26 protein-coding genes and 1 tRNA gene are annotated in these 26039 nt (G+C 69.6%); 13 read left to right on the forward strand and 14 right to left on the reverse strand.

The window, feature by feature from the left end; genetic code table 11:
* Positions 1 to 152: 152 nt before the first annotated feature.
* Positions 153 to 1697 (forward strand): threonine ammonia-lyase, biosynthetic, encoded by a 1545-nt coding sequence (gene ilvA / locus WG903_RS02310; protein ID WP_340072582.1) that lies wholly within the window; start codon positions 153 to 155, stop codon positions 1695 to 1697.
* 11 nt (positions 1698 to 1708) lie between these two features.
* A complete protein-coding gene (locus tag WG903_RS02315; protein WP_340072583.1) occupies positions 1709 to 2515 on the forward strand; it encodes an adenosylcobinamide-GDP ribazoletransferase in 807 nt (268 codons plus the stop codon).
* Here WG903_RS02315 and WG903_RS02320 read toward each other — a convergent pair whose 3' ends face one another.
* Positions 2516 to 2956 carry a type II secretion system protein N gene (locus tag WG903_RS02320; RefSeq protein ID WP_340072584.1) on the reverse strand — a complete coding sequence of 147 codons (441 nt, stop codon included), beginning with the start codon at positions 2954 to 2956 and terminating at the stop codon, positions 2516 to 2518.
* 43 nt (positions 2957 to 2999) lie between these two features.
* Between WG903_RS02320 and gspG the strand changes: the two genes are divergently transcribed.
* Genes gspG through WG903_RS02370 form a run of 10 tightly spaced genes read left to right on the forward strand, consistent with a single transcriptional unit; the run spans position 3000 to position 12003 of the window.
* Complete coding sequence (gene gspG / locus WG903_RS02325) at positions 3000 to 3440, forward strand: type II secretion system major pseudopilin GspG (protein ID WP_445263567.1); 441 nt, start codon at positions 3000 to 3002, stop codon at positions 3438 to 3440.
* The gene (locus WG903_RS02330) at positions 3415 to 3873 is read left to right on the forward strand and encodes a prepilin-type N-terminal cleavage/methylation domain-containing protein (protein ID WP_340072586.1); all 459 of its coding nucleotides are present in this window, start codon (positions 3415 to 3417) and stop codon (positions 3871 to 3873) included. The genes gspG and WG903_RS02330 overlap by 26 nt, the downstream gene beginning before the upstream one ends.
* Complete coding sequence (gene gspI / locus WG903_RS02335) at positions 3873 to 4229, forward strand: type II secretion system minor pseudopilin GspI (protein ID WP_340072587.1); 357 nt, start codon at positions 3873 to 3875, stop codon at positions 4227 to 4229. The genes WG903_RS02330 and gspI overlap by 1 nt, the downstream gene beginning before the upstream one ends.
* Positions 4229 to 4933, forward strand: coding sequence for a PulJ/GspJ family protein (locus WG903_RS02340; protein ID WP_340072588.1), 705 nt, complete (start codon positions 4229 to 4231; stop codon positions 4931 to 4933). The genes gspI and WG903_RS02340 overlap by 1 nt, the downstream gene beginning before the upstream one ends.
* Positions 4930 to 5940: a type II secretion system minor pseudopilin GspK gene (gene gspK / locus WG903_RS02345; protein ID WP_340072590.1), complete on the forward strand. Its 1011-nt coding sequence runs from the start codon at positions 4930 to 4932 to the stop codon at positions 5938 to 5940. The genes WG903_RS02340 and gspK overlap by 4 nt, the downstream gene beginning before the upstream one ends.
* Before the next feature lie 31 nt (positions 5941 to 5971).
* Positions 5972 to 7171: a type II secretion system protein GspL gene (gspL, locus tag WG903_RS02350; RefSeq protein ID WP_340072591.1), complete on the forward strand. Its 1200-nt coding sequence runs from the start codon at positions 5972 to 5974 to the stop codon at positions 7169 to 7171.
* Positions 7168 to 7653, forward strand: coding sequence for a type II secretion system protein GspM (gene gspM / locus WG903_RS02355; protein WP_340072592.1), 486 nt, complete (start codon positions 7168 to 7170; stop codon positions 7651 to 7653). The genes gspL and gspM overlap by 4 nt, the downstream gene beginning before the upstream one ends.
* 3 nt (positions 7654 to 7656) lie before the next feature.
* Positions 7657 to 8451 (forward strand): type II secretion system protein N, encoded by a 795-nt coding sequence (gene gspN, locus WG903_RS02360; protein ID WP_340072593.1) that lies wholly within the window; start codon positions 7657 to 7659, stop codon positions 8449 to 8451.
* Position 8452: 1 nt separating this feature from the next.
* Entirely contained in the window at positions 8453 to 10609 is a 2157-nt protein-coding gene (gene gspD / locus WG903_RS02365; protein WP_340072594.1) for a type II secretion system secretin GspD, read from the forward strand.
* Between the two features lie 5 nt (positions 10610 to 10614).
* Positions 10615 to 12003: a GspE/PulE family protein gene (locus WG903_RS02370; protein WP_340072595.1), complete on the forward strand. Its 1389-nt coding sequence runs from the start codon at positions 10615 to 10617 to the stop codon at positions 12001 to 12003.
* A gap of 7 nt (positions 12004 to 12010) precedes the next feature.
* Here WG903_RS02370 and WG903_RS02375 read toward each other — a convergent pair whose 3' ends face one another.
* Together WG903_RS02375 and WG903_RS02380 are read right to left on the reverse strand one after the other, a co-directional pair.
* On the reverse strand, positions 12011 to 12178 hold the full coding sequence (locus WG903_RS02375) for a hypothetical protein (protein ID WP_340072596.1): 168 nt from the start codon (positions 12176 to 12178) through the stop codon (positions 12011 to 12013).
* A 2-nt stretch (positions 12179 to 12180) separates the two neighbouring features.
* Positions 12181 to 12363: a hypothetical protein gene (locus tag WG903_RS02380; RefSeq protein ID WP_340072597.1), complete on the reverse strand. Its 183-nt coding sequence runs from the start codon at positions 12361 to 12363 to the stop codon at positions 12181 to 12183.
* A 179-nt stretch (positions 12364 to 12542) separates the two neighbouring features.
* Between WG903_RS02380 and WG903_RS02385 the strand changes: the two genes are divergently transcribed.
* Positions 12543 to 13571, forward strand: coding sequence for a lysozyme inhibitor LprI family protein (locus WG903_RS02385; RefSeq protein ID WP_340072598.1), 1029 nt, complete (start codon positions 12543 to 12545; stop codon positions 13569 to 13571).
* Between the two features lie 15 nt (positions 13572 to 13586).
* Here the strand turns inward: WG903_RS02385 and WG903_RS02390 are convergent, their stop codons facing one another.
* From WG903_RS02390 to rpoC, 11 genes are all read right to left on the reverse strand, one after another.
* Positions 13587 to 14495, reverse strand: coding sequence for a tetratricopeptide repeat protein (locus WG903_RS02390; RefSeq protein WP_340072599.1), 909 nt, complete (start codon positions 14493 to 14495; stop codon positions 13587 to 13589).
* Positions 14496 to 14568: 73 nt separating this feature from the next.
* Positions 14569 to 15060 (reverse strand): hypothetical protein, encoded by a 492-nt coding sequence (locus WG903_RS02395; protein ID WP_340072600.1) that lies wholly within the window; start codon positions 15058 to 15060, stop codon positions 14569 to 14571.
* A 365-nt stretch (positions 15061 to 15425) separates the two neighbouring features.
* Positions 15426 to 15749, reverse strand: a complete 324-nt coding sequence (locus WG903_RS02400) for a hypothetical protein (protein WP_340072601.1) — start codon at positions 15747 to 15749, stop codon at positions 15426 to 15428.
* Between the two features lie 17 nt (positions 15750 to 15766).
* On the reverse strand, positions 15767 to 15952 hold the full coding sequence (locus tag WG903_RS02405) for a hypothetical protein (protein WP_340072602.1): 186 nt from the start codon (positions 15950 to 15952) through the stop codon (positions 15767 to 15769).
* 166 nt (positions 15953 to 16118) lie between these two features.
* Positions 16119 to 16194, reverse strand: a tRNA-Phe gene (locus WG903_RS02410).
* Between the two features lie 27 nt (positions 16195 to 16221).
* Positions 16222 to 16926 carry a response regulator gene (locus WG903_RS02415; protein WP_340072603.1) on the reverse strand — a complete coding sequence of 235 codons (705 nt, stop codon included), beginning with the start codon at positions 16924 to 16926 and terminating at the stop codon, positions 16222 to 16224.
* Between the two features lie 42 nt (positions 16927 to 16968).
* Positions 16969 to 19224 (reverse strand): sensor histidine kinase, encoded by a 2256-nt coding sequence (locus tag WG903_RS02420; RefSeq protein WP_340072604.1) that lies wholly within the window; start codon positions 19222 to 19224, stop codon positions 16969 to 16971.
* Positions 19225 to 19229: 5 nt separating this feature from the next.
* On the reverse strand, positions 19230 to 19874 hold the full coding sequence (locus WG903_RS02425) for a DUF4390 domain-containing protein (RefSeq protein WP_340072606.1): 645 nt from the start codon (positions 19872 to 19874) through the stop codon (positions 19230 to 19232).
* Complete coding sequence (gene rsmB / locus WG903_RS02430) at positions 19813 to 21144, reverse strand: 16S rRNA (cytosine(967)-C(5))-methyltransferase RsmB (protein WP_340072607.1); 1332 nt, start codon at positions 21142 to 21144, stop codon at positions 19813 to 19815. The genes WG903_RS02425 and rsmB overlap by 62 nt, the downstream gene beginning before the upstream one ends.
* A gap of 5 nt (positions 21145 to 21149) precedes the next feature.
* On the reverse strand, positions 21150 to 21728 hold the full coding sequence (locus WG903_RS02435) for a LemA family protein (RefSeq protein WP_340072608.1): 579 nt from the start codon (positions 21726 to 21728) through the stop codon (positions 21150 to 21152).
* Positions 21729 to 21802: 74 nt separating this feature from the next.
* Positions 21803 to 26035 carry a DNA-directed RNA polymerase subunit beta' gene (gene rpoC / locus WG903_RS02440; protein WP_340072609.1) on the reverse strand — a complete coding sequence of 1411 codons (4233 nt, stop codon included), beginning with the start codon at positions 26033 to 26035 and terminating at the stop codon, positions 21803 to 21805.
* Positions 26036 to 26039: the final 4 nt, after the last annotated feature.

The raw sequence follows: 26039 nt of genomic DNA on the forward strand, positions 1-26039 counted from the left end.
CGCTTTTCTCCTGTGCGGTTGCTGCATTGCAGCAGACCTCGCTATACTGGCTCGCAGGATAACCACCGTTTGTCTCCTCCACCTCCCTTGGTGGATTTAGCCCCCAGCCGCAAGGCCGGGGGCTTTTTTCCGGGCCCTATCATTCCTCGTTAATGAAAAAGCACCTGCAGCCCGCCGACTACTTGAAGAAGATCCTGAACGCGCGCGTGTACGACGTCGCGGTGGAGTCGGCGCTCGAACCCGCGAAGAACCTCAGCCGCCGCCTGCACAACAAGGTGCTGCTCAAGCGCGAGGACCAGCAGGCGGTGTTCTCGTTCAAGCTGCGCGGCGCGTACAACAAGATGGCGCAGCTGCCGCCCGAGCAGCTCAAGCGCGGCGTCATCTGCGCATCGGCCGGCAACCATGCCCAGGGCGTCGCCATGTCGGCGCATCGCATGGGCGTGCGCGCGGTGATCGTGATGCCGGTGACCACGCCGCAGGTGAAGGTCGACGCGGTGAAGGGCCTCGGCGGCGAGGTCGTGCTGGTCGGCGACAGCTACTCCGACGCCTACCAGCACGCGCTGAAGCTGCAGGAAGCGCAGGGCCTGACCTTCGTGCACCCGTTCGACGACCCGGACGTGATCGCGGGCCAGGGCACGATCGCGATGGAGATCCTGCGCCAGCACCAGGGCCCGCTCGACGCGGTGTTCGTCGCGATCGGCGGCGGCGGGCTGGTCTCGGGCGTCGCGAGCTACATCAAGGCCGTGCGCCCCGAGATCAAGGTCATCGGCGTGCAGATGAACGACTCGGACGCGATGCTGCGCTCGGTCACGGCGAAAAAGCGCATGACGCTGGACGACGTCGGCCTGTTCGCCGACGGCACCGCCGTCAAGCTGGTGGGCGAAGAGACGTTCCGCCTCGCGCGCGAACTCGTCGACGAGTTCATCGTGGTCGACACCGATGCCGCCTGCGCCGCGATCAAGGACATCTTCATCGACACGCGCAGCATCGTCGAGCCCTCGGGCGCGCTCGCGGTCGCCGCGATCAAGCAGTACGTCGCCGAGAAGAAGACCAAGGGCGAGACCTACGCGGCGATCCTGTGCGGCGCCAACATGAATTTCGACCGGCTGCGCTTCGTGGCCGAGCGCGCGGAAGTGGGCGAGGAGCGAGAGGCGCTTTTCGCCGTCACGATGCCGGAGGAGCGCGGCAGCTTCCGCCGCTTCCTCGAGGTGATCGGCGCATTGCCGGGCGGCGCGCGCAACGTCACCGAGTTCAACTACCGCATCAGCGACGCCAGCCAGGCGCACGTGTTCGTGGGCCTTACGACGCACGGCAAGGGCGAGTCGGCGCGCATCGCGTCCAACTTCATCAAGCACGGCTTCGCCACCGTGGACCTCACGCATGACGACCTCGCGAAGGAACACGTGCGCTACATGGTGGGTGGCCTCTCGCCGCTGGCGCACGACGAGCGCCTCTTGCGCTTCGTGTTCCCGGAGCGGCCGGGGGCGCTCACGAAGTTCCTCACGCACATGCGGCCCACCTGGAACATCTCGCTCTTCCATTACCGCAACCAGGGCGCCGACTACGGCAAGATCCTCGTGGGCATGCAGGTGCCCAAGAGTGACACCAAGGCCTTCAATTCCTTCCTCGCGACGCTGGGCTATCCCTACGTCGAGGAGACGGACAACCCCGCCTACCGCCTGTTCCTGCGCTCCTGAGCGCCGCGCGCATGGACCTGCTGCGCCAGTACCTCGTCGCCGTCCAGTTCTTCACGCGCGTGCCCGTGACCGGGCCGCTCGCGCAGTGGGCCGACTGGTCGCCCGAGCAGCTGCGCGCGAGCGCCGCGCACTTCCCCGGTGTCGGCTGGCTCGTGGCGCTGGTCGCGTGCATGGCCTTCGCGCTGCTCGGCGTGGTGCTTCACGGCAGCGTGTTCGTGCCGCTCGTCGCCGCCATCGGCTGCACCATCGCCACGCTGCTGCTCACCGGCGCCTTCCATGAGGACGGCCTGGCCGACGTCGCCGACGGCCTGGGCGGCAGCGCCGGGCGCGAGCAGGCGCTGGCGATCATGAAGGACTCGCGCCTGGGCACCTACGGCGTCGTCGCGGTCGCCATGGCGCTCCTGATGAAAGTCGCGTTGCTCGCCGTGCTCGGCGGCCAGTCGGCAGCCGGCGTGCTCGTCGCCCTCTTCGCGGCGCACACCGTGTCGCGATTCGCGCCGCTGGTGGTGACGAGCCGCCTGCCCTACATCGGCGACGAAAGCACGAGCAAGAGCAAGCCGCTGGCCGACCGCATCGGCAAGCGCGAGCTGTGGATCGCGGCGATGTGGTGCGTGCCGCCGCTGGCGCTGGCCGTCGTGGTGCGCGGCTTCGCCTTCGCGATCTTCGGCGTACTGCTGGTCGCGGCGGCGTGGTGGGCGATGCAGCGCCTGTTCGTGCGGCGCCTGCAGGGCTTCACCGGCGATTGCCTGGGCGCGACGCAGCAGGTGTGCGAGATCGCGTTCTACCTGGGCGCCGCGATCGCCTTCGCGTTCGGCTGATCAGCGCTTCAGCGGCAATTCGAGCGTGACGGCCGGCGGCGCCTGCAGGTTCGCCGCGAGCGTCGCGCGGCGCGGGTCGACTGACTTCAGCACCAGGTTCTCGTCGATGGGCGCGCCGACGCGGTACGGCTTGGGCGGCTTGCCGTCGACTGCGATGAGCGCGGCGCCGCCGCCGTCGGGCTCGGCCACCACGCCCTGCAGGGCGAAGCGGCTGGACAGGCTGGCGATGGGCGCGGCGGCAGCGCCGGGCGCCGCGCCCAGCAGGCGGGCCGTCGCGGCAGGGTCCGGAACCGCCGCACTGCGCGCGATCGGCGCGACGGGCGAGCCCGATCCCGCACTGCTGAGCTTCATGCCCCAGTACACCGCGCTTGCGGCGACCAGCCCCCACACCACGAACGTGGCGCCGGCCACGGCCCAGCGGTTGCCCGGATTGCTCACCATGCGGGGAATTATCATTGAACGGACTTCCGGGCTCCCCCCATCCATGAATCATTTGCACACATCGCTGCGCCGCGCGGCGCACGCCGGCTTCACGCTCATCGAGATGATGGTCGTGGTCGTGATCATCGGCGTGCTCGCCGCGCTGATCGTCCCGAACGTGCTCGACAAGCTGGATGACGCCAAGGTCACCGCCGCGCGCACGGACATCAACACCATCAGCCAGGCGCTGAAGTTCTACAAGATCGACAACCAGCGCTACCCCTCGACGCAGCAGGGGCTGCAGGCGCTCACGGCCAAGCCGACCACGGAACCCGTTCCCGCCAACTGGAAGCCCTACCTCGAGAAGCTTCCCAACGACCCCTGGGGCCGTCCCTACCAGTACCTCAACCCCGGCGTGAAGGGCGAAGTGGACATCATGTCCTTCGGCGCCGACGGCCAGCCGGGGGGCGAGGGCAAGAATGCGGACATCGGCAGCTGGCAATAGCGCCCGCCGCGCCGGCGCGTTCACGCTCATCGAGCTGCTCGTCGTCGTCGCCATCATCGCCATTGCCGTCGCGGGCGTGAGCTTCGCGCTGCGCGACTCGGGCGCCACGCAGCTCGAACGCGAGGCGCAACGCCTCGCGGCCCTGTTCGAAGCTGCGCGCGCGCAGTCGCGTGCCAGCGGCGTGCCGGTCCGCTGGCGCGTGGTCGAAGGAGGTTTCCGCTTCGACGGCGCGCAGCCGGGCACCTTGCCCGAACAGTGGCTCTCGCCCGCAACGCAAGTCAACGGCAACGCGCTCGTGGTGCTGGGCCCCGAGCCCATCATCGGCCCGCAGCAGGTGCTGGTCGCCTCCAGCGCGGTGCCGGGGCGGCAGTTGCGCATCGCCACCGACGGCTTGAAACCCTTCCGCGTGAGCGCGGCGGACGCGGGGTCGTGATGCGGCGCGCCCGCGGCTTCACGCTGGTGGAAGTGCTGGTCGCGCTGGCGATCGTCGCCATCGCGCTGACCGCGGGCCTGCAGGCCACCGGCGCGCTCGCCAACAACGCGCTGCGGCAGTCCACGGTGCTGCTCGCGCACATCTGCGCCGAGAACGAACTCGTGAAAGCACGCCTGGCGCGGCAGATGCCCGACATCGGCGATTCGACGGTGGCGTGCGACCAGGCCGGCCGCGAGTTCACGGTGGCGGTGAGCGTGCGACCCACGCCCAACCCGAGTTTCCGCCGCGTCGACGCGCAGGTGGTCGACGACAACACACCCGTGCTGCGCCTGTCCACCATCGTGGGGCGTTACTGATGCGGCGCGCGCACGCCGGCTTCACGCTCGTCGAGCTGCTGGTGGCGCTGTTCGCGCTGTCGCTCCTGGCCGTGATGTCCTACCGCGGCATCGACGGCATGATGCGCGCGCAGGCCAGCACCGAAGCGCGCGCCGACGACGTGCTGACGCTGCAGATCGGCCTGGCGCAATGGGCGGCCGATCTCGACGCGATCGAGCAGATCCCCGGGTTGAAGGCCATCGAGTGGAACGGCCGCGTGCTCCGCCTCACGCGCCGCAGCACCGCCTCGCCCACCGACGGCCTGCTCGTGGTGGCGTGGACGCGCCGCATCGTCGGCGACAAGGGCATGTGGCTGCGCTGGCAGTCGCCGCCGGTCACCACGCGCGGCGACATCGAGCAGGCGTGGCAGCGTGCCGACCTGTGGTCGCAGAACGCGGGCAGCGACGACCAGGCACGCGAAGTGGCCGTGACGCCGCTGGACGACTGGCAGATCTTCTTCTTCCGCGAGAACGCGTGGACCAACCCGCAGTCGAGCGACGTCACCTCCGCCAGCATCGCCTCGGTGGCGCGCACGGCGGCGTCCGGTGCGGCAGCAGTCAACCCGACGCAGCAGCCCGACGGCGTGCGCCTGGTGCTGCAGCTGCCGGCCAACCAGGCGGTCGCGGGCACGATCACGCGCGACTGGGTGCGCCCGCAGGTGACGAACGTGAGGACCTCGTCGTGAAGCGCGCGCGCAGCGCCGGCGCGGCCGTGCTGATGGCGATGCTCACCGTCGCCTTCGTCGCGACCATCGCGGCGGCGGCGCTGTGGCAGCAATGGCGCGGCATCGAGGTGGAAACGGCCGAGCGTGCGCGTGTGCAGTCGGCGTGGATCCTCACCGGCGCGCTCGACTGGGCGCGGCTGCTGCTGCGCGAGGACCAGACCGGCGCGAGCGCCGGCGGCGCCGACCACCTGGGCGAGCCCTGGGCCGTGCCCTTGCAGGAGGCGCGCCTGTCGAGCTTCCTCGCCGCCGACCGCAACAACACCAGCACCGACTTCGGCCCCGAAGTGATGGACGCGTTCCTTTCGGGGCAGATCGTCGACCTGCAGTCGCTGATGAACGTCAACAACCTGGTGAACGACACCGGGCAGGTGAGCGACGACGACGTGAAGGCGTTCGAGCGCCTGTTCGCCCTGCTCAACCTGCCGGCGAATGAATTGACGAAGCTGGTCGAAAACCTGCGCTTCTCGATCGCGGCGGGGCAGGTGACGCCCAGCCCGATGCAGGCGCCGCTGCGGCCGCAGCGCGTGACCGACCTGGTGTGGTTGGGGCTGAGCGCGCAGACTGTCGCCGTGCTCGAGCCCTATGTCACGCTGCTGCCGGGGCGCCGCGCCGTCAACGCCAACACCGCCGCCGCCGAAGTGATCGCCGCCGCCGGCGACATCGACCTGTCCGACGCGCAGCGCCTGGTGCAGGTGCGGCAGGCGGCGTATTTCAAGACGGTGTCCGACATCCAGCAGCACCTGGCCCCCGGCGAGCAGCTGCCCGACAACGCCCTCACCTACCGCTCCGATTTCTTCGAGGTGCGCGCGCGCCTGCGCCTGGACAAGCTGGTCGTGGAGGAGCGCTCGGTGTTGCGCCGCGACCTCACCCCGCAGTCGCAAGGGCCCAGCATCAGCGTGCTGCGGCGCGAGCGCGGCGCCGTGGACCCGACGACGATGGCGCGCCTGGCGATGGCCGGGCAGCGATGATGAGCACCGCCCTTCCTACAATGCCCCCTCCATGAGCGCCCTCGTCGTCGTCCTTCCGCCCGCGCCCGGCTCCGAGTTCGCGTACGTCGTGACCAACGACGGCGTGCACGCGGCGCGGCACGGCAGTGCGCAGGCGCAACTGCTGCCCCTGCCCGCGCAGGCCGGCAGCGAGATCGTGGCAGTGGTGCCCATTGCCAAGCTGTCGTGGCACCGGGTCGATTTGCCCAAGGGCGTGGGGCCGCGCTCGCCGCGCCTGCGCGCCGTGCTCGAAGGCCTGCTCGAGGAGCGCCTGCTCGACGAGCCCGAGACGCTGCACTTCGCGCTGCAGCCGCAGGCTCGCGCCGAATCCGCGGCCTGGGTCGCCACGTGCGAGCGTGAATGGCTGCGCGATGCGCTGCAGGCGCTGGAAAACGCGGGCCGGCCCGTCACGCGCATCGTCCCCGAATTCGCGCCGCAGGCGCAGCCGGCGCTGTACGCCATCGGCGACCCCGACGACGCCGTGCTGGTGGCCGTCACGCCCGACGGCGTCACGCCGTTGCCGCTGGCCTCCGCCGCGCTGGCGCTGCTGCCATCGCTGCCCGCAGACACCGCGCTCGTGTCCGAGCCGGCCGTCGCGGCGCTGGCCGAACAGGTGCTGCAGCACCCACCCGTACTGCAGCAGTCCCCCGAGCGCTGGGTGCGCGCCGCGCAGTCCGACTGGGACCTCGCGCAGTTCGACCTGTCGAGTTCCGGCGGCGCCCGCACCCTGAAGAAGGCCGGCGCACTGTGGGCCGACGTGGTCGCCTCGCCGCAGTGGCGGCCGGCGCGCTGGGGCGCGCTGGTCCTCATCGTGCTCAACCTCGTGGCGCTCAACGCCTTCGCCTGGCGCGAGCGCTCGGCCATCGAAGGCAAACGCGAGGCGATGCGGCGCTCGCTCACGCAGGCCTTTCCCGAGGTGAAGGTGGTGGTCGACGCCCCGGTGCAGATGGAGCGCGAAGTGGCCGCCCTGCGCCAGGCCACCGGCGCCGTGTCGGGGCGCGACCTCGAAGCCATGCTGGCGGCGCTCGCAGCATCGCTGCCGCCGCAACGCGCCCTCGGCGCGCTCGACTATGCCAACGGCGAGCTGCGCGTGCGCGGGCTCGGGCTCGGCCCCGAGGAAGCGCGCAACGTGGCCGCCGCGATGCGCTCGCGCGGCTACAACACGGCCGTCACGGGCGACCTGCTGGTGGTCACGCCGGAGGCGGGCGCATGAACGCCGCCGTGCAAGCCCTGCGCGCGCGCTGGGCCGCGCTCGCGCCGCGCGAGAAGGCGATGGTCGCGGCCGCCGTGGCCGTGGTCGCGTTCGCGCTGGTGTGGGTGCTGGCGATCGGCCCGGCGCTGGCCACCTTGCGCGGCGCCGAGGAACAACGCCGCGCGCTCGACCTGCAGGTGCAACACATGGCCAACCTGCAGGCGCAGGCCCAGTCGCTGCAGTCGCAGCCCAAGCTCGGGCGCGACGAGGCCGTGCGCCAACTGGAGCTGTCCGTGCGCCAGCGCCTGGGCACGACGGCGCGCGTGCTGATCTCGGGCGACCGCGTGACGGTCACGCTCGCCGGCACGCAGGCCGATGCGCTGGCGCAGTGGCTGGCGCAGGCGCGCGCCACCGCGCGCTCGCTGCCGGCCGAGGCGCACCTGACCCGCAACGCCGGCGGCACCTGGGAAGGCAACATCGTGCTGGCCCTGCCGCGGCCCTGAAGCTTGGCAGCGCCGGCACCCCTCGCACCGCTGCGCAACCCGTGGCCCTGGGCCGCGGCCGGCATCGTCCTCGGCCTGGTCCTCGCCGTCCTGCTCTTCCTTCCCGCCAGCTGGCTGGCCGCGCGTGTCGCGGGCGCCACCGAGGGCCGCGTGCAGCTCGCCGACGCGCAGGGCTCGCTGTGGAACGGCTCCGCGACGCTGCTGCTCACGGGCGGTACGGGCAGCAACGACAGCCTGGCGCTGCCCACGCCCGTCGAATGGCGCATCCGCCCGCGCTGGAACGGCGCGGCGATCGAGCTGGCCACCGCCTGCTGCACGCGCGAGCCGGTCGCGCTGCGCGTGCACGCGGGCTGGCGCCGCGTGGAGGTGGACGTCGCGGACGGGCGCTCGCAATGGCCCGCGGCGCTGCTCGCCGGCCTGGGCACGCCGTGGAACACGCTCCAGCTCGACGGTGACTTGCAGCTGGCAACGCAAGGCCTGTCAGTAGAATGGGCCGAAGGCCGCCTGGCCCTTGCCGGACGGGCCGAACTGGTGGCGCAACGCATGGCGTCGCGCCTGTCGACCTTGAGGCCCATGGGAAGCTATCGCATGACGGTCAGCGGCGGCGCGACACCGAACCTGCAACTGGAAACGCTCGATGGCGCACTGCAATTGAGCGGCACCGGCCAGTGGGTCGGTTCCAGGCTGCATTTCAACGGTGTCGCCACCGCGGCGCCCGGCCGCGAGGAAGCCCTCGCGAACCTGCTGAACATCATCGGGCGGCGCAACGGCGCACGCTCCATCATCTCGATTGGATAGGATGAACCGACCGACCCGTTCCCTCGCATCCCTCGCGCTGGCCCTGGCCGTCGTGGCGGCGGCGCCCGTGCTCGCGCAACAGTCGCGCACGCGCACGGCGGCGCGCGAACCCGTCACGCTGAACTTCGTCAACGCCGACATCGAGGCCGTGGCGCGCACGATGGCGGCGATCACCGGGCGCAACATCGTGGTGGACCCGCGCGTGAAGGGCACGCTCACGCTCTCCACCGACAAGCCGGTGCCGCCGCAGGCCGCGTACAACCAGTTCCTCGCTGCCTTGCGCCTGTCGGGGTTCACCGTGGTGGACTCGGGCGGCATCCTCAAGCTGGTGCCCGAGGCCGACGCCAAGCTGCAAGGCGGCGCGGTGAACGCGGGCGCCGCGCCCGCGGGCGGGCAGATCGTCACGCAGATCTTCCGCCTGAACTTCGAGCCGGCCGGCAACCTCGTGCCCATCCTGCGGCCCCTAATCAGCCCCAACAACACGATCAACGTCGACCCGTCGACCAACTCGCTGGTCATCACCGATTACGCCGACAACCTGCAGCGCATCGGCCGCATCATCGCGAGCCTGGACGTCTCCAATGCCACCGACGTCGACGTGATCCCGCTGCAGCACCAGGTGGCCGCCGACATCGCGCCCGTGGTGCAGCGCCTGATCGACGCGAGCGGCGCCAGCACCACGCCGGGCGCGCCGGCTGCCGGCGTTGCGGCGGCGGGCGACGCGTCGTTCCGCACGACGATCATCGCGGAGACGCGCAGCAACGCGCTGCTGGTGCGCGCCGCGAACCCCGCGCGATTGCACCTCGTGCGCTCGATCGTGCAGAAGCTCGACCAGCCCTCCGGCAAGGGCGACACCGGCAACATCTGGGTCGTCTACCTGAAGAACGCCGAGGCCACGCGCCTGGCCGTGACGCTGCGCGCCGCGATGGCGGCGATGACGCCGGCGGGCACGGGCGCCACCGGGGGCGGCGCGGCAACGCCCATCTCCGCCGGGGCCTCGACGGGTGCGACTTCCACCGCGGGCGGCGCGAGCCCCGCCACCGCGCCGACGCAGCCGGCCGCGCAGGTGCAGACCGGCGGCCAGATCCAGGCCGACCCCGCGACCAACGCGCTGATCATCACCGCGCCCGAGCCGCAGTACCGCCAGATCCGCGCCGTGATCGACCGCCTCGACACGCGGCGCGCGCAGGTCTACATCGAAGGCCTGGTGGCCGAGGTGAACAACAACAAGATCGCGCAGTTCGGCATCCAGTGGCAGCTGCCGCTGAACAGCACCGACAAGCAGACCATCGGCATCCTGGGCACCAACTTCAGCGTGGGCACCACGCCCAACATCGTCAGCCTGGCCACGCAGAACGGCACGCTGGGCAGTGTGCTGCCGGGCAACGGCGTGAACATCGGCACCGTGAGCAAGATCGCCGGCCACTTCGTGCTGTCGTCGATCGCGAACTTCCTGCAGTCCACGGGCGACGGCAACGTGCTGTCCACGCCCAACCTGCTGACGCTGGACAACGAGGAGGCCAAGATCGTCGTCGGCCAGAACGTGCCCTTCGTCACCGGCCAGTTCACCAACACGGGTTCGACCAACGGCTCGGTGAACCCCTTCCAGACGATCGAGCGCAAGGACGTCGGCCTGACGCTGCGCGTGCGCCCGCAGATCAGCGACAACGGCACGGTGAAGCTGCAGATCTTCCAGGAAGTGTCCAGCGTCGACGAGTCCTCGCGCAATGCGGTGAGCGGCCTCATCACCAACAAGAGCTCGATCGAATCGAACGTTCTGGTGGAAGACGGCTCCATCGTCGTGCTGGGCGGCCTGCTGAAGGATTCGTACAGCGATTCCGACCAGAAGATCCCCGGCCTGGGCGACCTGCCGCTGGTGGGCAACCTGTTCAAGAGCACGCAGCGCACGCGCAGCAAGAGCAACCTGATGGTGTTCCTGCGCCCGGTGGTGCTGCGCGACGGCGAGCGCACCGAGATGCTCTCGCTGGACCGCTACGAGCTGATGCGCGGCAAGCAGACCGACGCGCAGCCCACGCCCAGCATCGTCACGCCGGTGAACGAAGGGCCGGTGATGCCGCCGGGCGTCGGCCCCGTGGCCGTGCCGCCGCAGCCGCCGGGCCAGCCGATCCGCGTGGTGCCGGCCCCGCTGGGCCGCTGAAAGGCATGCGCTACCCGCTGCCCTACGGCTTCGCGCGCAGCCACCAGCTGCTGCTGGAGGAGGAAGGCGACCAGCTCGTGCTGTGGCACGGCGCCGCGCCCTCGCCGTCGGCGCTGTCGGAGATCGTGCGCAAGTACGGCGTGCGCGCGCTGCAGCAGCTGGACGCCACGGAGCTGGCGCAGCGCATCTCGGTCGCGTACTCGCAGGGCGAGTCCAGCGCCGCCACGATCGTGAGCGAGGTGCAGAACGACGCGGACCTCTCGCGCATGATGCAGGAGCTGCCGGCGGTGGAAGACCTGCTGGAGACCAGCGACGACGCGCCCATCATCCGCATGCTGAACGCGCTGCTGACGCAGGCCGCGCGCGACGGCGCGAGCGACATCCACATCGAGCCCTACGAGCGCCATTCGAGCGTGCGCTTCCGCGTGGACGGCACGCTGCGCGAGGTGGTGCAGCCCAACCGCGCGCTGCACGCCGCGCTGATCTCGCGCCTGAAGATCATGGCCGAGCTGGACATCGCCGAAAAGCGCCTGCCGCAGGACGGCCGCATCTCGCTGCGCATCGGCACGCGCGCCGTGGATGTGCGCGTGTCCACGCTGCCCAGCGCGCATGGCGAGCGCGCGGTGCTGCGCCTGCTGGACAAGAGCGAGAGCAAGTTGCAGCTGGAGGCGGTGGGCATGACGGGCGACACGCTCACGCGCTTCGCCGAGCTCATCACGCAGCCGCACGGCATCATCCTCGTGACCGGGCCCACGGGCTCGGGCAAGACGACGACGCTCTATGCGTCGCTGGCGCGCATGGACGCGGGCTCCGCCAACATCATGACGGTGGAAGACCCGATCGAGTACGAGCTGCAGGGCATCGGCCAGACGCAGGTCAACCCGAAGATCGACCTGGATTTCGCGAAGGCGCTGCGCGCGATCCTGCGGCAGGACCCGGACATCATCATGATCGGCGAGATCCGCGATTTCGAGACCGCGCAGATCGCGATCCAGGCCTCGCTCACGGGCCACCTCGTGCTGGCGACGCTGCACACCAACGACGCGGCCAGCGCCGTGACGCGCCTCATCGACATGGGCGTCGAACCGTTCCTGCTGTCTTCGTCGCTGCTCGGCGTGCTGGCGCAGCGCCTGGTGCGCAAGATCTGCCCCGTGTGCCACGGCAAGAACTGCGAGGCCTGCGGCTTCACCGGTTACCAGGGCCGCACCGGCGTGTTCGAGCTGATGGTGGTGAACGACCGCATCCGCGAGCTGATCCACAACCGCGGCGCCGAATCGGAAATCCGCGAAGCGGCACTTGCCGGCGGCATGCGCCTGATGCGCGAGGACGGCGAACGGTTGGTGCGCGAGGGCATCACCTCGCCGGAGGAAGTGCTGCGCGTGACGCGCGACTAGCGCGCCGTCACTCCACGCGCTCGGGCGCGTGCGGCTGGCCGGGCAGGTCGATGGGGATGTAGCGGCGGCCCGGCTCGTCTTCCGGCGACGGCGGCGACTGCGGCTTGCGATCCCCCGGCTGCGGGTCCGGGTTGTTCATGGGCGGGATGTCTTCCGGGGTGGGCACTTCGGGCATGGTCACTCCTTGTCCGGGTCGGCCCGGTTCTTGTCCGCGTCGTCCGCGCCCTGCGTGGGGTCGGCTTCGCTCTGGTCGCGCTCGATGCGCTTGTGCTCGCTGGCACCCGGCTTGGGCTCGGGAATCTTCTGTTCGGGGAAGCGATGCGTCATCGCATCGCCCACCGGCGTCTGGTCTTGGGGCATGGCCGTGCTCCTTTCGCAACCATTCTTGGCCGCCGGCTGCAGCGCGCACCTCGGCCGCAAGCGCATGCGGGTGTCGGAAGTTACCTGCGCAGTGTCACGGCTGGCCGCGCGCAGGTTACGGCTGGCGCAAGGTGTGTCGGCGACGCGGGCAAGCCATCCATACGGCGTATGTTGTCGGCATGACCCTTGCCTGGCGCTCCGTCGGCATCCTCGCGATCGGGGCGCTCTTCGGCGGCCTCGTGGCTGGCTGGGCCGTGTACGAGAACGCGGACGCGCTGCGGGCGGTGGCCGCGCCGAAGCGCGTGCAGACGGCAACGATGAGGCAGGAAGCGCCTTGCCCCGGCGCCATCACCCTGCCCGCCTCGGCGAACGACGATGCGCGCTTCCAGCTCGTCGAGGCAGGGGCCGACCACAAGCCCGCGGACGTGCGGGCGTTCATCGTCATCGGCAAGGAGGCGGCCGCCTCTGGCCGGCCGCGCGATGCCGAACTCTCCTTCATCATGGCGTGTCGCGTGGCGTCGCGACCGGGCACCGACATCGTGCTGCTCGCCGACGCGAAGTACCAGTTGGCGCGCCACTTCGCCGAGAACGCGCGCGGCCGCGACAGCCGGCAGGCCGAGGACCTGCGCCGGCGCGCCCGCGTGCTCTTTGGCGACAGCCTGCGCATCTACGCCGTGCGGCTCGGGAACGAGCACGAGAAGGCGACGTTCGCTGCCAACGGTTTGGCCGCGCTCGACGAACCCGCTGCGCGCACGATCGCGGCAGCCCAGCCTGCGCCTGCACCCGCAGTTGCACCTGCGCCCGCACCCGCACCCCCGGCCAAGGCGAAGGCGCCCGCAGCGCCGGTCGCCCCCGTTCCTGCGGTCGCCCACAACAACGACACGCGCGTGCTCGGTTCCGCGCCGGCGCCGGCCGCACGGCCACGCCCGAGTTTCGATTGCACGCGGGCCCTTTCGCGCACCGAGCGGCTGATCTGCGCGGACGCGCAGCTGTCGCAACTCGATTCCGAACTGGGCCGCCTTTATGCGCAGGCGAAAGCGGGCGCGCCCGACATGGGCGACTTCAGGCGGCGCAGCGACGCCGAGTGGCAACGCCGCGAGCAGTCATGCCGGGACCGTGGTTGCCTGGTGGACTGGTACGCCACGCGGCGCGCGCAGTTGCTCGACGAAATCGAGTCGCAGCGCGCCCGCCGCCACGCCGCGCGCTAGCCTGCCGCCGCGCGGTCACCAGTCGCCGCCGCCGCCCGCGTCGCCACCGCCGCCGTCATCCCAGCCGCCGTCACCGGCGATGCCGAAGTCGTCGCCGCCCATGTCGGTGTTGAGGTTGCGGCGCATGCCGTCGTCGATCTGGTCGAGCGTGGGATGCGGGCCGTTGTCACCTGACAGCGGCGCGGCATTGGCATTGCCGTGCTCAAACATGCGCCGGCCGATCTCCTGCGCGGCGACCGCGCCGGCACCGATCGCGAGACCTGTCGCAACGCCGCGGCCGATCGACGAACCCATGGAGGGTTGTTGTTGCGGCGGCCCGTAGCCGGGCGGGTAGGGCTGCGCACCGCTGCCGTTGGCCGGGTAGTAAGCCGGTTGCGCACCGGGTGCATAGCCGCCATTTGCGCTCGCGGCTTCCATCGCGCGCTGGCGGCGGCGCAGCAGCATCGCGCCAATCGCGACGACCGCGCCCACAAGGAGCAGCGTGCCCCACGGGAAGCCGCGCGCCGCGGGCTCCTGGGGCCGCAAGCTGCCGGTGTCGGCGGGCGCGCCCATCTGCTTGGCGCGCGGCTGCGTGGTCGACGTCGCCGGTGCGTTGGCGTTGGACAGCTGGTTGCGCAGCGCCTGCACCGATTCCGCCTTGGCGAACGGCAAGCCGGGCGCCATCTTCTCAGCGGTCGCGAGCTCCCGCTTCGCGACATCGAACTCGCGGCCCCGCGCGGCGAGTTCCGCCTTCACGTAATGCGCGCGGGCGCTGTTCGGGTGCGCCTTGAGCACCTCCTCGATCATCGCGTTGGCGCGCTCGAGGTTGCCGCTGTTGGCGGCCTGGTAGATCTGGGCGACGGTGGGTTCGCCCTGCGCGGCGGCGCCGAAGGCCAGCAGCGCGGCGGCAGCGAACAACACCATCAGGCGGAAAACGGATCGCATGGCTGGGCCTTTGTCGGATACACCGGATATGCGTTCGACGCCCGGCGATTCAAGACGTTCCCGCGTGCGGGGTTCAGAAATGCAGCCAGTCCTCTTCCGGCAGCGCCATCAGGAAGGCGCACGCCTTGTCGAGCCGCTTGTGCTTGTCGGCCCACTCCAGCTGCTCTTTCAGGCGCAGGCGCTTCTGCATCGCGGGCGCCAGGTTCCACGCGCCGCCGTCGATGGCCAGCGGTGGGATCAGGCCGGCTGGCGCGCCCTCGGCGAGCACGGCATAGAACGCAACCCACGGCTTCAGCATCGGGCACACGCGGTTGTTGCGCCGGGCCAGGACCATGGCCTGGTCCAGCGTGACCACCGGCGCCGCTGCAGCGGCCTTCTCGTCCGCGCGCATCTTGCGCAGCTGCGCGAGGTCGGTATTGGGCTTGGTCGACTGGAACTGCTGGTTGTGCTGGTTCTGCAGCTTCTGGAATTCGTCCCAGGCGGTCTGCGACACATCCTCGAGCGCAGCCGGCAGCGTGGCGCGCAGCTGCGTCAGGTTTTGCTTGTCGGCTTTTTTGGTGGCCATGGGGAACGGAAGACGCAGCGTAGCGCTGGCACGGTGCGCGTGCAAATCGAATGGAAAACACCCCCGGAGCCGTGAGGTTCCCCGGAGAGTCAAGCCACTTCGCGAATCTCAGCAATGACTCGACGCCAGACATGGCTGACGCCGGGTTCTGTCCATTGCTGACTCGCGCCCCTACCGCTGATGCGTTGAATGAGCCTATGCCCAGCGAGCGCAAACAGCCAACCTCCACCGAGAAAATGCGTGTCCCCGCGCCGCAAGAGAAGGCGGGGCGCTCCGGCGAGGGTGCGCGCAGCGTGATCCCCTACATGAAGGCGGATCAGCGTGCGCGGGCTGCCGCTCGCATCGCCAAACGTCTCGACCGCGAGCTATAGCGGGACGGGCTGCGTTGGCAGAGCGCGGAAGCCCTCGAGCAAAGACTGATGCTTGATCTGGTCCAATTCGGACGCGGGTGGTAGCCCTTCGATCATGATCCGCGCGTGGGCCAACGCAAGATAGAGGGCCCGCTCCGCGCTGTTCGTCAGCAGCGGCGGCCTTGCCTTCAGAACGCATCCGATTTGCTCGAAGTAGCTTTCCGGGCGCGAGTCGAAAAGCTTGATGTAGGGCGCGTACTCCTCGCGGTCCCCACCGGACGGGCACGCGTATGCGGCGATGTAGTAACCCCGAAAAGGCCCGGTGACGATCTCGTTCATGTCCGACTGCGACATGCTTAAGGCTTCGGGTGCGTACCTTCCTGATCCGAGTGACCTCTGATGCGTTTGATTGCACGCAACTCCGCCTCGATCAGTTTCTCGACGTTTTCCACCATCGCCGAACGATTACCCGCCCTGGCTTGTTCGCGCAGGGTCTCGAGAGCGGCCAATCGCGCGATCGCTTCCGCTTCGTCTTTGTCCAAATGAATTCTTGCCTTTGGCATGCTGCCCCGCATGTGCGCCAAATGTGCGTCTTTCGCAGCTGATCCGGTGTAGGACAACTGCTCAGTTACGCCGGAATTGTAGAAATCCGACGCCTTTTGTAGAAACGCCCCGGAAGCCGGATGGGCTGCCGAGGCGCATGAAATCTGGTGGCCTGGGGCGGAATCGAACCACCGACACGCGGATTTTCAATCCGCTGCTCTACCAACTGAGCTACCGGGCCGTGAGCCGGCAATTATATCAGCGGCGCTCAGGCGCCCCGCTTCCCTCTGGACAGGTCCACGCCCAGCTGCTTGAGCTTGCGATACAGGTGCGTGCGCTCCAGGCCGGTCTTCTCGGCCACGCGCGTCATCGAGCCGCCTTCCTTGGCCAGGTGGAACTCGAAATAGCTTTTCTCGAACTCGTCGCGTGCGTCGCGCAGGGGCTTGTCCAGCTCGAACACCTGGCGCGCCTGCGGGCCCATCTCCATGACCGGCGGCAGATTCTGGCCGCCCGTCATTGCGGCCTCCACCGTGAGCTCGGTAACGGGCGCCGACGGCATCACGCCGGGCATGCCGGGCTTGCGCAGGGCCGCGGCGGCCGCCGGGCCGTTGCCGCGGGAGAGCGCCGCTTCCACCGCCTTGAGCAGCTTCTGCATGGTGATCGGCTTCTCGAGGAAGGACTGCGCGCCGATCTTGGTGGCCTCCACCGCCGTCTCGATGGTGGCGTGGCCGCTCATCATGATCACCGGCATCGTGAGCAGGCCGGTGGTGGACCACTCCTTCAGCAGCGTGACGCCGTCGGTGTCGGGCATCCAGATGTCCAGGAGCACGAGGTCGGGCCGGTTGCGGGTGCGCGCGCCGCGCGCCTGGGCCGCGTTCTCCGCGAGCTCCACGTTGTGGCCTTCGTCGTTGAGGATTTCCGAGAGCAGGTCGCGGATGCCCAGTTCGTCGTCGACCACCAGGATGTTTGCCATGTGTGCAGCTGCTTTGTTCTTGACGCCCGCAACGTGGTGTTGCTAGGCCGCAACTGCGAATGATAGCGAGACTTGGGCCCCCCGGACGGCCCCCTCTTCGATGCGGTTTTTGAGGTCCACCCGCGCGGCATGCTCATCCGCGATCTTTTTCACGACCGCCAGGCCCAGGCCGGTGCCCTTGGCCTTCGTGGTGACGTAGGGCTCGAACGCCCGCTTGAGGATGTGCTCCGGGAACCCGGTGCCGGAATCGAGCACCACCAGGCGCACGCGCTTGCTCTGCGGCCGCCATTCGGTGCGGATGGTCACCTCGCGCACCGGCGCGCCCTCCGTGGCGTCCTGCGCGTTCTGCAGCAGGTTGTGGATCACCTGGCGCAGCTGCTGGGCGTCGCCCATGATGGTGGGGCACTGCGCGTCGAGCTCCATGCGCACCGGCACGTGCGAGGCCGCCGATTCGCCGTCGGCCTCGCGCGCATACAGCGCCACCACGTCGCTGACGATGGCGTTGAGGTCCACGGGCTTGAGTTCGGCGGCGGGCAGGCGTGCGTAGTCGCGGAACTCGTTGACCAGCCGCTTCATCGCATCGACCTGGTCGACGATGGTGCGCACGGCCTTGGCCAGTTGGGCCTGCTCCGGCTCGGCCAGCTTGCCGGCGAGCTTCATCTCCAGGCGCTCGGCCGACAGCTGGATCGGCGTGAGCGGGTTCTTGATCTCGTGCGCGAGGCGGCGCGCCACCTCGCCCCAAGCCTGCGCGCGCTGGGCCGACACGATCTCGGAGATGTCGTCGAACACCAGCAGCCGCGCATTGCCGGGCATCTCGGCCCCGCGGGCCACCAGCGTCACGATGTGCTGCGGCGCGCCGGGTGATCCGGCGCTGAGCTCGAACGACTGCTGCCAGTGGTCCAGGCCGTGCTGGCGGCGCTCGTCGAGGTATTCGTCGAAGCGCTGTTGCACCCAGGCGCCGAAGGCCTCGAGGCCTTCCACTTCCGCAAGCGGCCGGCCCTCCCACGCCGCCAGCGGCACGCGCAGCACGCGCGTGGCGCCGGGGTTGGTGGTCTGCACGTTGCCCTGGTCGTCCAGCACGATCACGCCGGCCGTGAGGTTGTCCAGGATGGTCTGCAGGTTGGCGCGCGCGGCGCTCACCTCGCCCATGCTGCGGTCCACCGCATCCCGCGCGTCGGCCAGCTGCTGCGTCATCTCGGCGAACGATCGCGTGAGCCCGCCGAGTTCGTCCTTGCCCTGCAGTGCGGGCTTGGGGCTGAGGTCCCCCGCCGCCACCTCGCGCACGCCGGCGGCCAGCAGCAGGAGCGGCCGGGCCAACTGGTTGCCCAGGATGATCGCCAGCAGCACCGCGCCGATGACCGCCAGGAAGAGGCTGAGCGTGAGCGTGCCGATGTACATGCGGCGCAGGCCCTCGCGCGCCAGCGCGCGCTCCTGGTACTCGCGGTAGGCCTCCTGCACGGCCAAGGCGTTGGCGGCGAGCGACGGCGGCAGCGCCTGCGTGGCCTGCAGCAGGCGCGGCTCGCCGAAGGTCGCCCCCGGCTGCGCCACCAGCGCCAGCACCTTGATGCGCGCGTTGGTCGTGTTGCCCGGCGCCGGTTCGTCCAGGCCTTCGACGACGGCGAGCGAGCGCTGCGTGCGCACGTTGCGGATCTGCTGCGCCGTCGGCCGCTCGGGGTTGAGCTTGAAGCGCGATTCGCCGGCGCTGGCCACGAGCTGCCCGGTGGAGCTCCACAGGATCACGTCGTTGGCCGGCAGCTGCTCGCGCAGGCGGTCGAGCGCGAGCGGCATCGACGAATCGGGCACCTCGGCCAGTTGCGTCGCGGCGTTGCGCGTCTTGGCGGCGAGGTCGTTGGACAGCGCATCCAGCGTCACGCGGCCGAGGTTCAGGCCCGCGTCCAGCGCGCCTTCCACCTTCACGTCGAACCAGCTTTCGATGGAGCGCGAGACGAACTGGTAGGACACGAAGTAGATCAGCAGTCCCGGCACGAACCCCGTCAGCGCGAAGATCGCCGCCAGCTTGATCAGCAGGCGGCTGCCGAACTTGCCGCGGCGCAGCCGCGAGAACAGGCGCAGCGCCACCCACAGGATCACCAGCAGCAGCACGCCCGCCACCACGACGTTGACGACGAGCAGGCGGTTGTAGTTGCGCTCGTAGAGCTCGCGGTTGTTGGTGGCCAGCGTCAGCAGGAACAGCAGCACGATGGCGATCGCCACCATGATGGCCGCGCCTATGCCCACGGCCCAGCGCACGGCCTTGGCGTTGCGAAGCAGCGCGCGCGAAGGCGCCGGCATCTCCATGGCGGCTATTTCGGGATGTCGAGCACCAGCCGCACGTTGCGTGCCGCGTTGATGCTCCAGTCGGAATGGCCCACCGCGCCGATCTGGAAGGGGCGCGGCAGCTGCGACACGTCGAGGCGGAAGCGGAAGTCGACGTTGTAGCGCGCGTCGGGGTCGATGTCGGCGGCGTCGCCGATCTTCCAGTGCGAGATGCGCTGGATGGCGGCCAGGGCCTCGTCGCGCGAATCGAAGGTCTGCCCCAGCGCCAGCCCCGAGCTGCCCACCGGCGTGGGCGAGCTCACCAGCCGCCAGCGCCGCGTGAGCGGCTGGTACGACAGGCGCATGTGGCGCGCGGTGGTCGCGACGGGCTTGTCGTACCAGTACCAGCGGTCGCGCAGCAGCGTGGCCTCGGCCACGAAGTACATGGGGATGCCCTTGGTCAGCGCGTCGTCGATCACGGCCGGCAGGTCAAAGTTCACGGTGGCCGACAGCATCACGCCGTCCTCGGTGCGTTCCACGCGCAGCAGCGCGATCTCGGCGGTGTCGGCCGCTGCGGCACTGCACAGGCACAGCGCGACCAGGAACGCGAAAGCGCGCGCCAGCCCGCGGTCAAGCAGGCGGCGCAGGGGCGCGCTTCTCCAGCACGGCGTAGAAGAATCCGTCGTGGTCACTCGGGGAATTGTCCCGGACGCCCACCCCCTTTTCCCCGGAATGGGGCAGCAAATGACCGGGGGCGGGCCGCGAAAGCGCCTCTTTGTTGTGCGCAAGAAACGTTTGGACCTGCTGCTCACCTTCGGCGCGGAACACCGAACAGGTGCAGTACACGAGCCGCCCGCCGGGACGCAGCGCGGGCCACAGCGCCGCCAGCAGTTTTGCCTGCACCTGGGCCAGCTGCGCGATGTCGGAGGCGCGGCGCAGCCAGCGCACGTCGGGATGGCGGCGCACGATGCCCGACGCCGTGCACGGCGCGTCGAGCAGGATGGCGTCGAAGGGGCTGCCGTCCCACCATAGCGAGGGCTGCGCCGCATCGGCTGCCACCACTTCGGCTTGCAGCGACAGGCGCGCCAGGTTCCCGCGGATGCGTTCGCAGCGGTCGGGTGCGATGTCCAGCGCGAGCACTTCGGCGTCGGTGAGCTCGAGGATGTGCGCGGTCTTGCCGCCCGGTGCGGCGCAGGCGTCGAGGATGCGCAGGGGCTGCGCGGTGTCCATGGCCTCAAGCAGCAGCGGCGCCGCGAGTTGCGCGGCGCCGTCCTGCACCGACACGACGCCTTCGTCGAAACCGGGGACCGCGTGGACGTCGCGCGGCTCGGCCAGCGTCACGCCGCATGCGCCGCTGGCGACGGCCGCGATGCCTTCGGCCTGCAGGCGCGCCAGGTAATCGTCGCGCGTGGAGCGGCGCACGTTCACGCGCAAGGTCATCGGGGCGCGGCGGTTGTTCGCATCGAGGATGCGCTCCCAGTCCTTGGACCAGTCGCCGCGCACGCGGTCGATCCACCATTTCGGGTGGTTCCAGCGCGCGAGCGGATCGGCATCAGTCGCCGCGACCAGCTCATCGCGCTCGCGCAGGAAGCGCCGCAGGCAGGCATTGATGAAACTCGCCTGCGCCCGCGTCTCGATGTCCCGCTTCGCCGCTTCGACGGCTTGGTCGACGAGCGTGAAGGCCGTGTAGGGGGCCTTGTCGACCCGCCAGCACAGCGCCAGCGCCGTGCACAGCAAGGCATCGGCGGGCGGCGGGGGGGCGCGCTTCGCGAGCTGCGCGCGCAGCGCTTGCGCCCGGCCCAGCTCGCGCAAGGCGTGGAACGCCAGCGCCTGCGCGCCGGCGCGCAGTTCGGGCTCCACGCGCGGGATGGCCTGCGACGCGGACATGCCACTGCGCACCGCGGCCACCACGCCGGAGGCGGCCTGCAGGAGCTGCCACAGCGGCGGGGCTTCGTGGGCCATCGTGCTCAGGCCAGCGCCGGCACGATCACCGGCGACAGGGCACGCGCCGGGCGGAAGCCGAACAGCCAGGCGACGACCATCGCCGGGAACTGCGCGATGGCCTCGTTGTAGCGCGCCACGGCGGTGTTGAAGGCCTCCGTGGCCGCATGCGCCTGCAGCAGCAGCTGCGCGCGCCGCAGCAGCATGGTGTCGGGCAGGCGCGGGCCCGCGAGGTCATGGGCGTCATCGCGCGCGGCGCGTTCCCAGGCCATGCCCAGCACTTCCTGCGCGGCGCTCAGGGCGTCGATGCCTTCGGGATCGAGCGGCCGGTGCCGCGCCGCCGCGAGCGTCGCGGCCAGCTGCCCGGCGGCGGCGTGCAGGTGCGCCCAGAACGACATCGGTTCGACCTCGAGCGGCGCGGGCTGCGTCGGCTCGGGCGGCGGCAGCTGGCTGCGCACCAGTTCCACCTGGCGCGCGAGCTCGGCCTCCACCGCGGCGAAGGCGCCGTTGGCCTCCGCGCGCAGGCGCATGAGCCGGTTGTAGGCGCCGACGGCCCAGAACAGCAGCACCGCGGCGATCGCCCAGGACAGCACGGAATCGGTCATCACGCTCCACAAAACAAGACGCCCCGGCCTGCATGCGCAGGGCCGGGGCGCCAGTTTAGGTCAACGCCTGCTGCTTACTCGGAGTGCGCGCCTTCGTTCGCTTCCGGCGCGGCCGCCGCAGCGGCTTCCTGCGCGGCGCCCAGCTCGGCGGCTTCGGCGTCGGCGATGGCGCGGCGCTCGGCCTCGTCCATCTGGTCCTTCACCTTGCGCGCCTGGTGGTACGCCATGCCGGTGCCCGCGGGGATCAGGCGGCCGACGATGACGTTCTCCTTCAGGCCGCGCAGTTCGTCGCGCTTGCCCATGATCGCGGCTTCGGTCAGCACGCGCGTCGTTTCCTGGAACGAAGCGGCGGAGATGAACGAGTCCGTCGACAGCGAGGCCTTGGTGATGCCCAGCAGCAGGTTGCTGTACGTCGCGGGGATCTTGCCGTCGCCACGCATCTTGTCGTTGGTGTCCAGCATCTCCGAACGCTCGACCTGCTCGCCGCCGATGTAGCCCGAATCGCCCGGCTGCTCGACCACGACACGGCGCAGCATCTGGCGAACGATCACCTCGATGTGCTTGTCGTTGATCTTCACGCCCTGCAGGCGGTAGACGTCCTGCACTTCGTCGACGATGTAGCGCGCGAGTTCTTCGGCACCCAGCAGGCGCAGGATGTCCTGCGGATCCGCCGGGCCGTCGACCACGACTTCGCCCTTGTTCACCACCTGGCCTTCGTGCACCAGGATGTTCTTCTCCTTCGGCACGAGGTCTTCCCAGACCTTGCCTTCGGGGTCGGTGATCTGCAGGCGAATCTTGCCCTTGGTCTCCTTGCCGAACGACACGGTGCCGGTGATCTCGGCGAGCACGCCCTTGTCCTTGGGCGAACGCGCTTCGAACAGCTCGGCGACACGCGGCAGGCCGCCGGTGATGTCGCGGGTCTTCTGGCCTTCGATCGGGATACGCGCCAGCACTTCGCCGGGGTTCACGTCCTGGCCGTCGCGCACCTGGATCAGCGCGCCGACCGGGAAGCCGATCGTCACCGAGTGGTCGGTGCCGGGGATCTTCACCTCGTTGCCGGCGGCGTCGATCAGCTTGACCTGCGGGCGCAGCGCCTTGGCGGAACGCTTCGGGTCGAACTTGATGACCACCAGCGTCGAGAGACCCGTCACTTCGTCGACCTGCTTGGCGACCGTCAGGCCCTCTTCCACGCCTTCGAAGCGGATCTTGCCGGCGAACTCCGTGATGATGGGTCGCGTCAGCGGGTCCCACGTGGCCAGCGGCACGCCGGCCTTCACGTGCTGGTCGGCCTTGGCCGCCAGCGTCGCGCCGTACGGCACCTTGTGGCGCTCGCGCTCACGGCCGTGCTCGTCGTGGATGATGATCTCGCCCGAACGCGCGATCACCACCAGTTCGCCCTTGCTGTTGGTCACGTAGCGCATCGTGGTGTTGAAGCCGACGGAACCCGCCGACTTCGCTTCCACGCTGGAGGCAATCGCCGCGCGGGATGCGGCGCCACCGATGTGGAACGTGCGCATCGTCAGCTGCGTGCCGGGCTCGCCGATCGACTGGGCGGCGATCACGCCGACCGCCTCGCCGACGTTGACCATGCCGCCGCGGCCGAGGTCGCGGCCGTAGCACTTGGCGCACAGGCCGAAGCGCGTGGCGCAGGTCAGCGCCGTGCGCACCTTCACCTCGTCGACGCCGGCGTTCTCGATCTCCTCGATCACGTCCTCGTCGAACATGTTGCCGGCCGGCACCAGGGTGGCGCGGCTTTCGGGGTGCAGCACGTCCTCGGCGGCGACGCGGCCCAGGATCCGGTCGCGCAGCGACTCGATGACTTCGCCGCCCTCGACGATGGCGCGCATCAGCGAGCCGTCGAGCGTGCCGCAATCGTCCTCGGTCACGACCAGGTCCTGCGTCACGTCGACCAGGCGGCGCGTGAGGTAGCCGGAGTTCGCGGTCTTCAGCGCCGTGTCCGCGAGGCCCTTCCGGGCGCCGTGGGTGGAGATGAAGTACTGCAGCACGTTCAGGCCTTCGCGGAAGTTGGCCGTGATGGGCGTCTCGATGATCGAGCCGTCCGGCTTGGCCATCAGGCCCCGCATGCCCGCCAGCTGGCGGATCTGCGCGGCGGAACCGCGGGCGCCGGAGTCGGCCATCATGTAGATGGAGTTGAACGACTCCTGCTCGACTTCCTTGCCGTGGCGGTCCTGGACCTTTTCCTTGGCGAGCTGGGCCATCATCACCTTGGACACTTCGTCACCCGACTTGCCCCAGATGTCCACGACCTTGTTGTAGCGCTCGCCGGCGGTGACCAGGCCCGAGACGTACTGCTGCTCGATCTCCTTCACTTCCTTTTCGGCGCGCGTGATGATGTCGGCCTTCTGCGGCGGCACCAGCATGTCGTCGATGGCGATCGAGATGCCGGCCTTGGTCGCCAGGCGGAAGCCGTTCTGCAGCAGCTTGTCGGCGAAGACCACGGTCTCCTTCAGGCCGCACTTGCGGAACGAAGCGTTGATCAGCTTGCTGATCTCCTTCTTCTTCAGCGCCTTGTTGATGTTGGCGAACGGCAGGCCCTTGGGCAGGATCTCGGACAGCAGCGCGCGGCCGACGGTCGTGGCCACGAGCGAGGTGCTCGGCACGAACTCGCCGCTGGTCTTGTCCTTGTTCCATTCCGTCATGCGCACCGTGACCTTCGCGGTGAGCTCGACCTGGTTGGCGTCCAGCGCGCGCAGCACCTCGCCGATGTCGGCGAAGATCATGCCTTCACCCTTGGCGTTAATGCGCTCGCGCGTGGCGTAGTACAGGCCCAGCACCACGTCCTGCGACGGGACGATGGACGGCTCGCCGTTGGCGGGGAACAGCACGTTGTTGGACGCGAGCATGAGCACGCGCGCTTCCATCTGCGCTTCCACCGACAGCGGCACGTGGACGGCCATCTGGTCGCCGTCGAAGTCGGCGTTGAACGCCGCGCAGACGAGCGGGTGCAGCTGGATCGCCTTGCCTTCGATCAGGATCGGCTCGAAGGCCTGGATGCCCAGGCGGTGCAGCGTCGGGGCGCGGTTCAGCAGGACCGGGTGCTCCTTGATGACTTCTTCGAGGATGTCCCACACCACCGGCGTGCCGGCTTCGACTTCCTTCTTCGCGGCCTTGATGGTCGTGGCGATGCCCATCGCCTCGAGGCGCGAGAAGATGAAGGGCTTGAACAGCTCCAGCGCCATCAGCTTCGGCAGGCCGCACTGGTGCAGCTTGAGCGTCGGGCCCACGGTGATGACCGAACGGCCCGAGTAGTCGACGCGCTTGCCCAGCAGGTTCTGGCGGAAGCGGCCCGACTTGCCTTTGATCATGTCGGCCAGCGACTTCAGGGCGCGCTTGTTCGCGCCCGTCATCGCCTTGCCGCGGCGGCCGTTGTCCAGCAGCGAGTCCACCGCCTCCTGCAACATCCGCTTCTCGTTGCGCGCGATGATCTCGGGCGCCTTGAGTTCGAGCAGGCGCTTCAGGCGCGAGTTGCGGTTGATGACGCGACGATAGAGGTCGTTCAGGTCGGAGGTCGCGAAGCGGCCGCCGTCCAGCGGCACGAGCGGGCGCAGGTCGGGCGGCAGCACGGGCAGCACGTCCATGACCATCCACTCGGGCTTCATGCCCGACTTCTTGAAGGCCTCCAGCACCTTCAGGCGCTTGGCGTTCTTCTTGACCTTGACTTCGGAGCCCGTCAGGTCGCCGCGCAGCTTCTCGATCTCGACATCGATGTCGATGCCCTGCAGCAGGTCCTTGATGCCCTCGGCGCCCATCTTGGCGACGTATTCGTCACCGTATTCCTTGCGCTTGGCGTCGTAGTCGTCCTCGGACATGATGCCGAACTTCTTCAGCGGGGTCATGCCGGGGTCGGTGATGACGTACGCCTCGAAGTACAGCACGCGCTCGATGTCGCGCAGCGTCATGTCGAGCACGAGGCCCAAGCGCGACGGCAGCGACTTCAGGAACCAGATGTGCGCGCAGGGCGCGGCCAGGTCGATGTGGCCCATGCGCTCGCGGCGCACCTTGGTCTGCGTGACTTCGACGCCGCACTTCTCGCAGATGACGCCGCGGTGCTTGAGGCGCTTGTACTTGCCGCACAGGCACTCGTAGTCCTTGATGGGGCCGAAGATCTTCGCGCAGAAGAGGCCGTCCCGCTCGGGCTTGAACGTGCGGTAGTTGATCGTCTCGGGCTTCTTGACCTCGCCGAAGGACCACGAGCGGATCTTCTCGGGCGAGGCGATGCCGATGCGGATGGCATCGAAATGCTCGTCCGGCGTGAATTGCTTGAACAGGTCGAGTAGGGATTTCATGTGA

It is taken from the genome of Ramlibacter sp. PS4R-6 (genome assembly GCF_037572775.1).
Lineage (GTDB): Bacteria > Pseudomonadota > Gammaproteobacteria > Burkholderiales > Burkholderiaceae_C > Ramlibacter.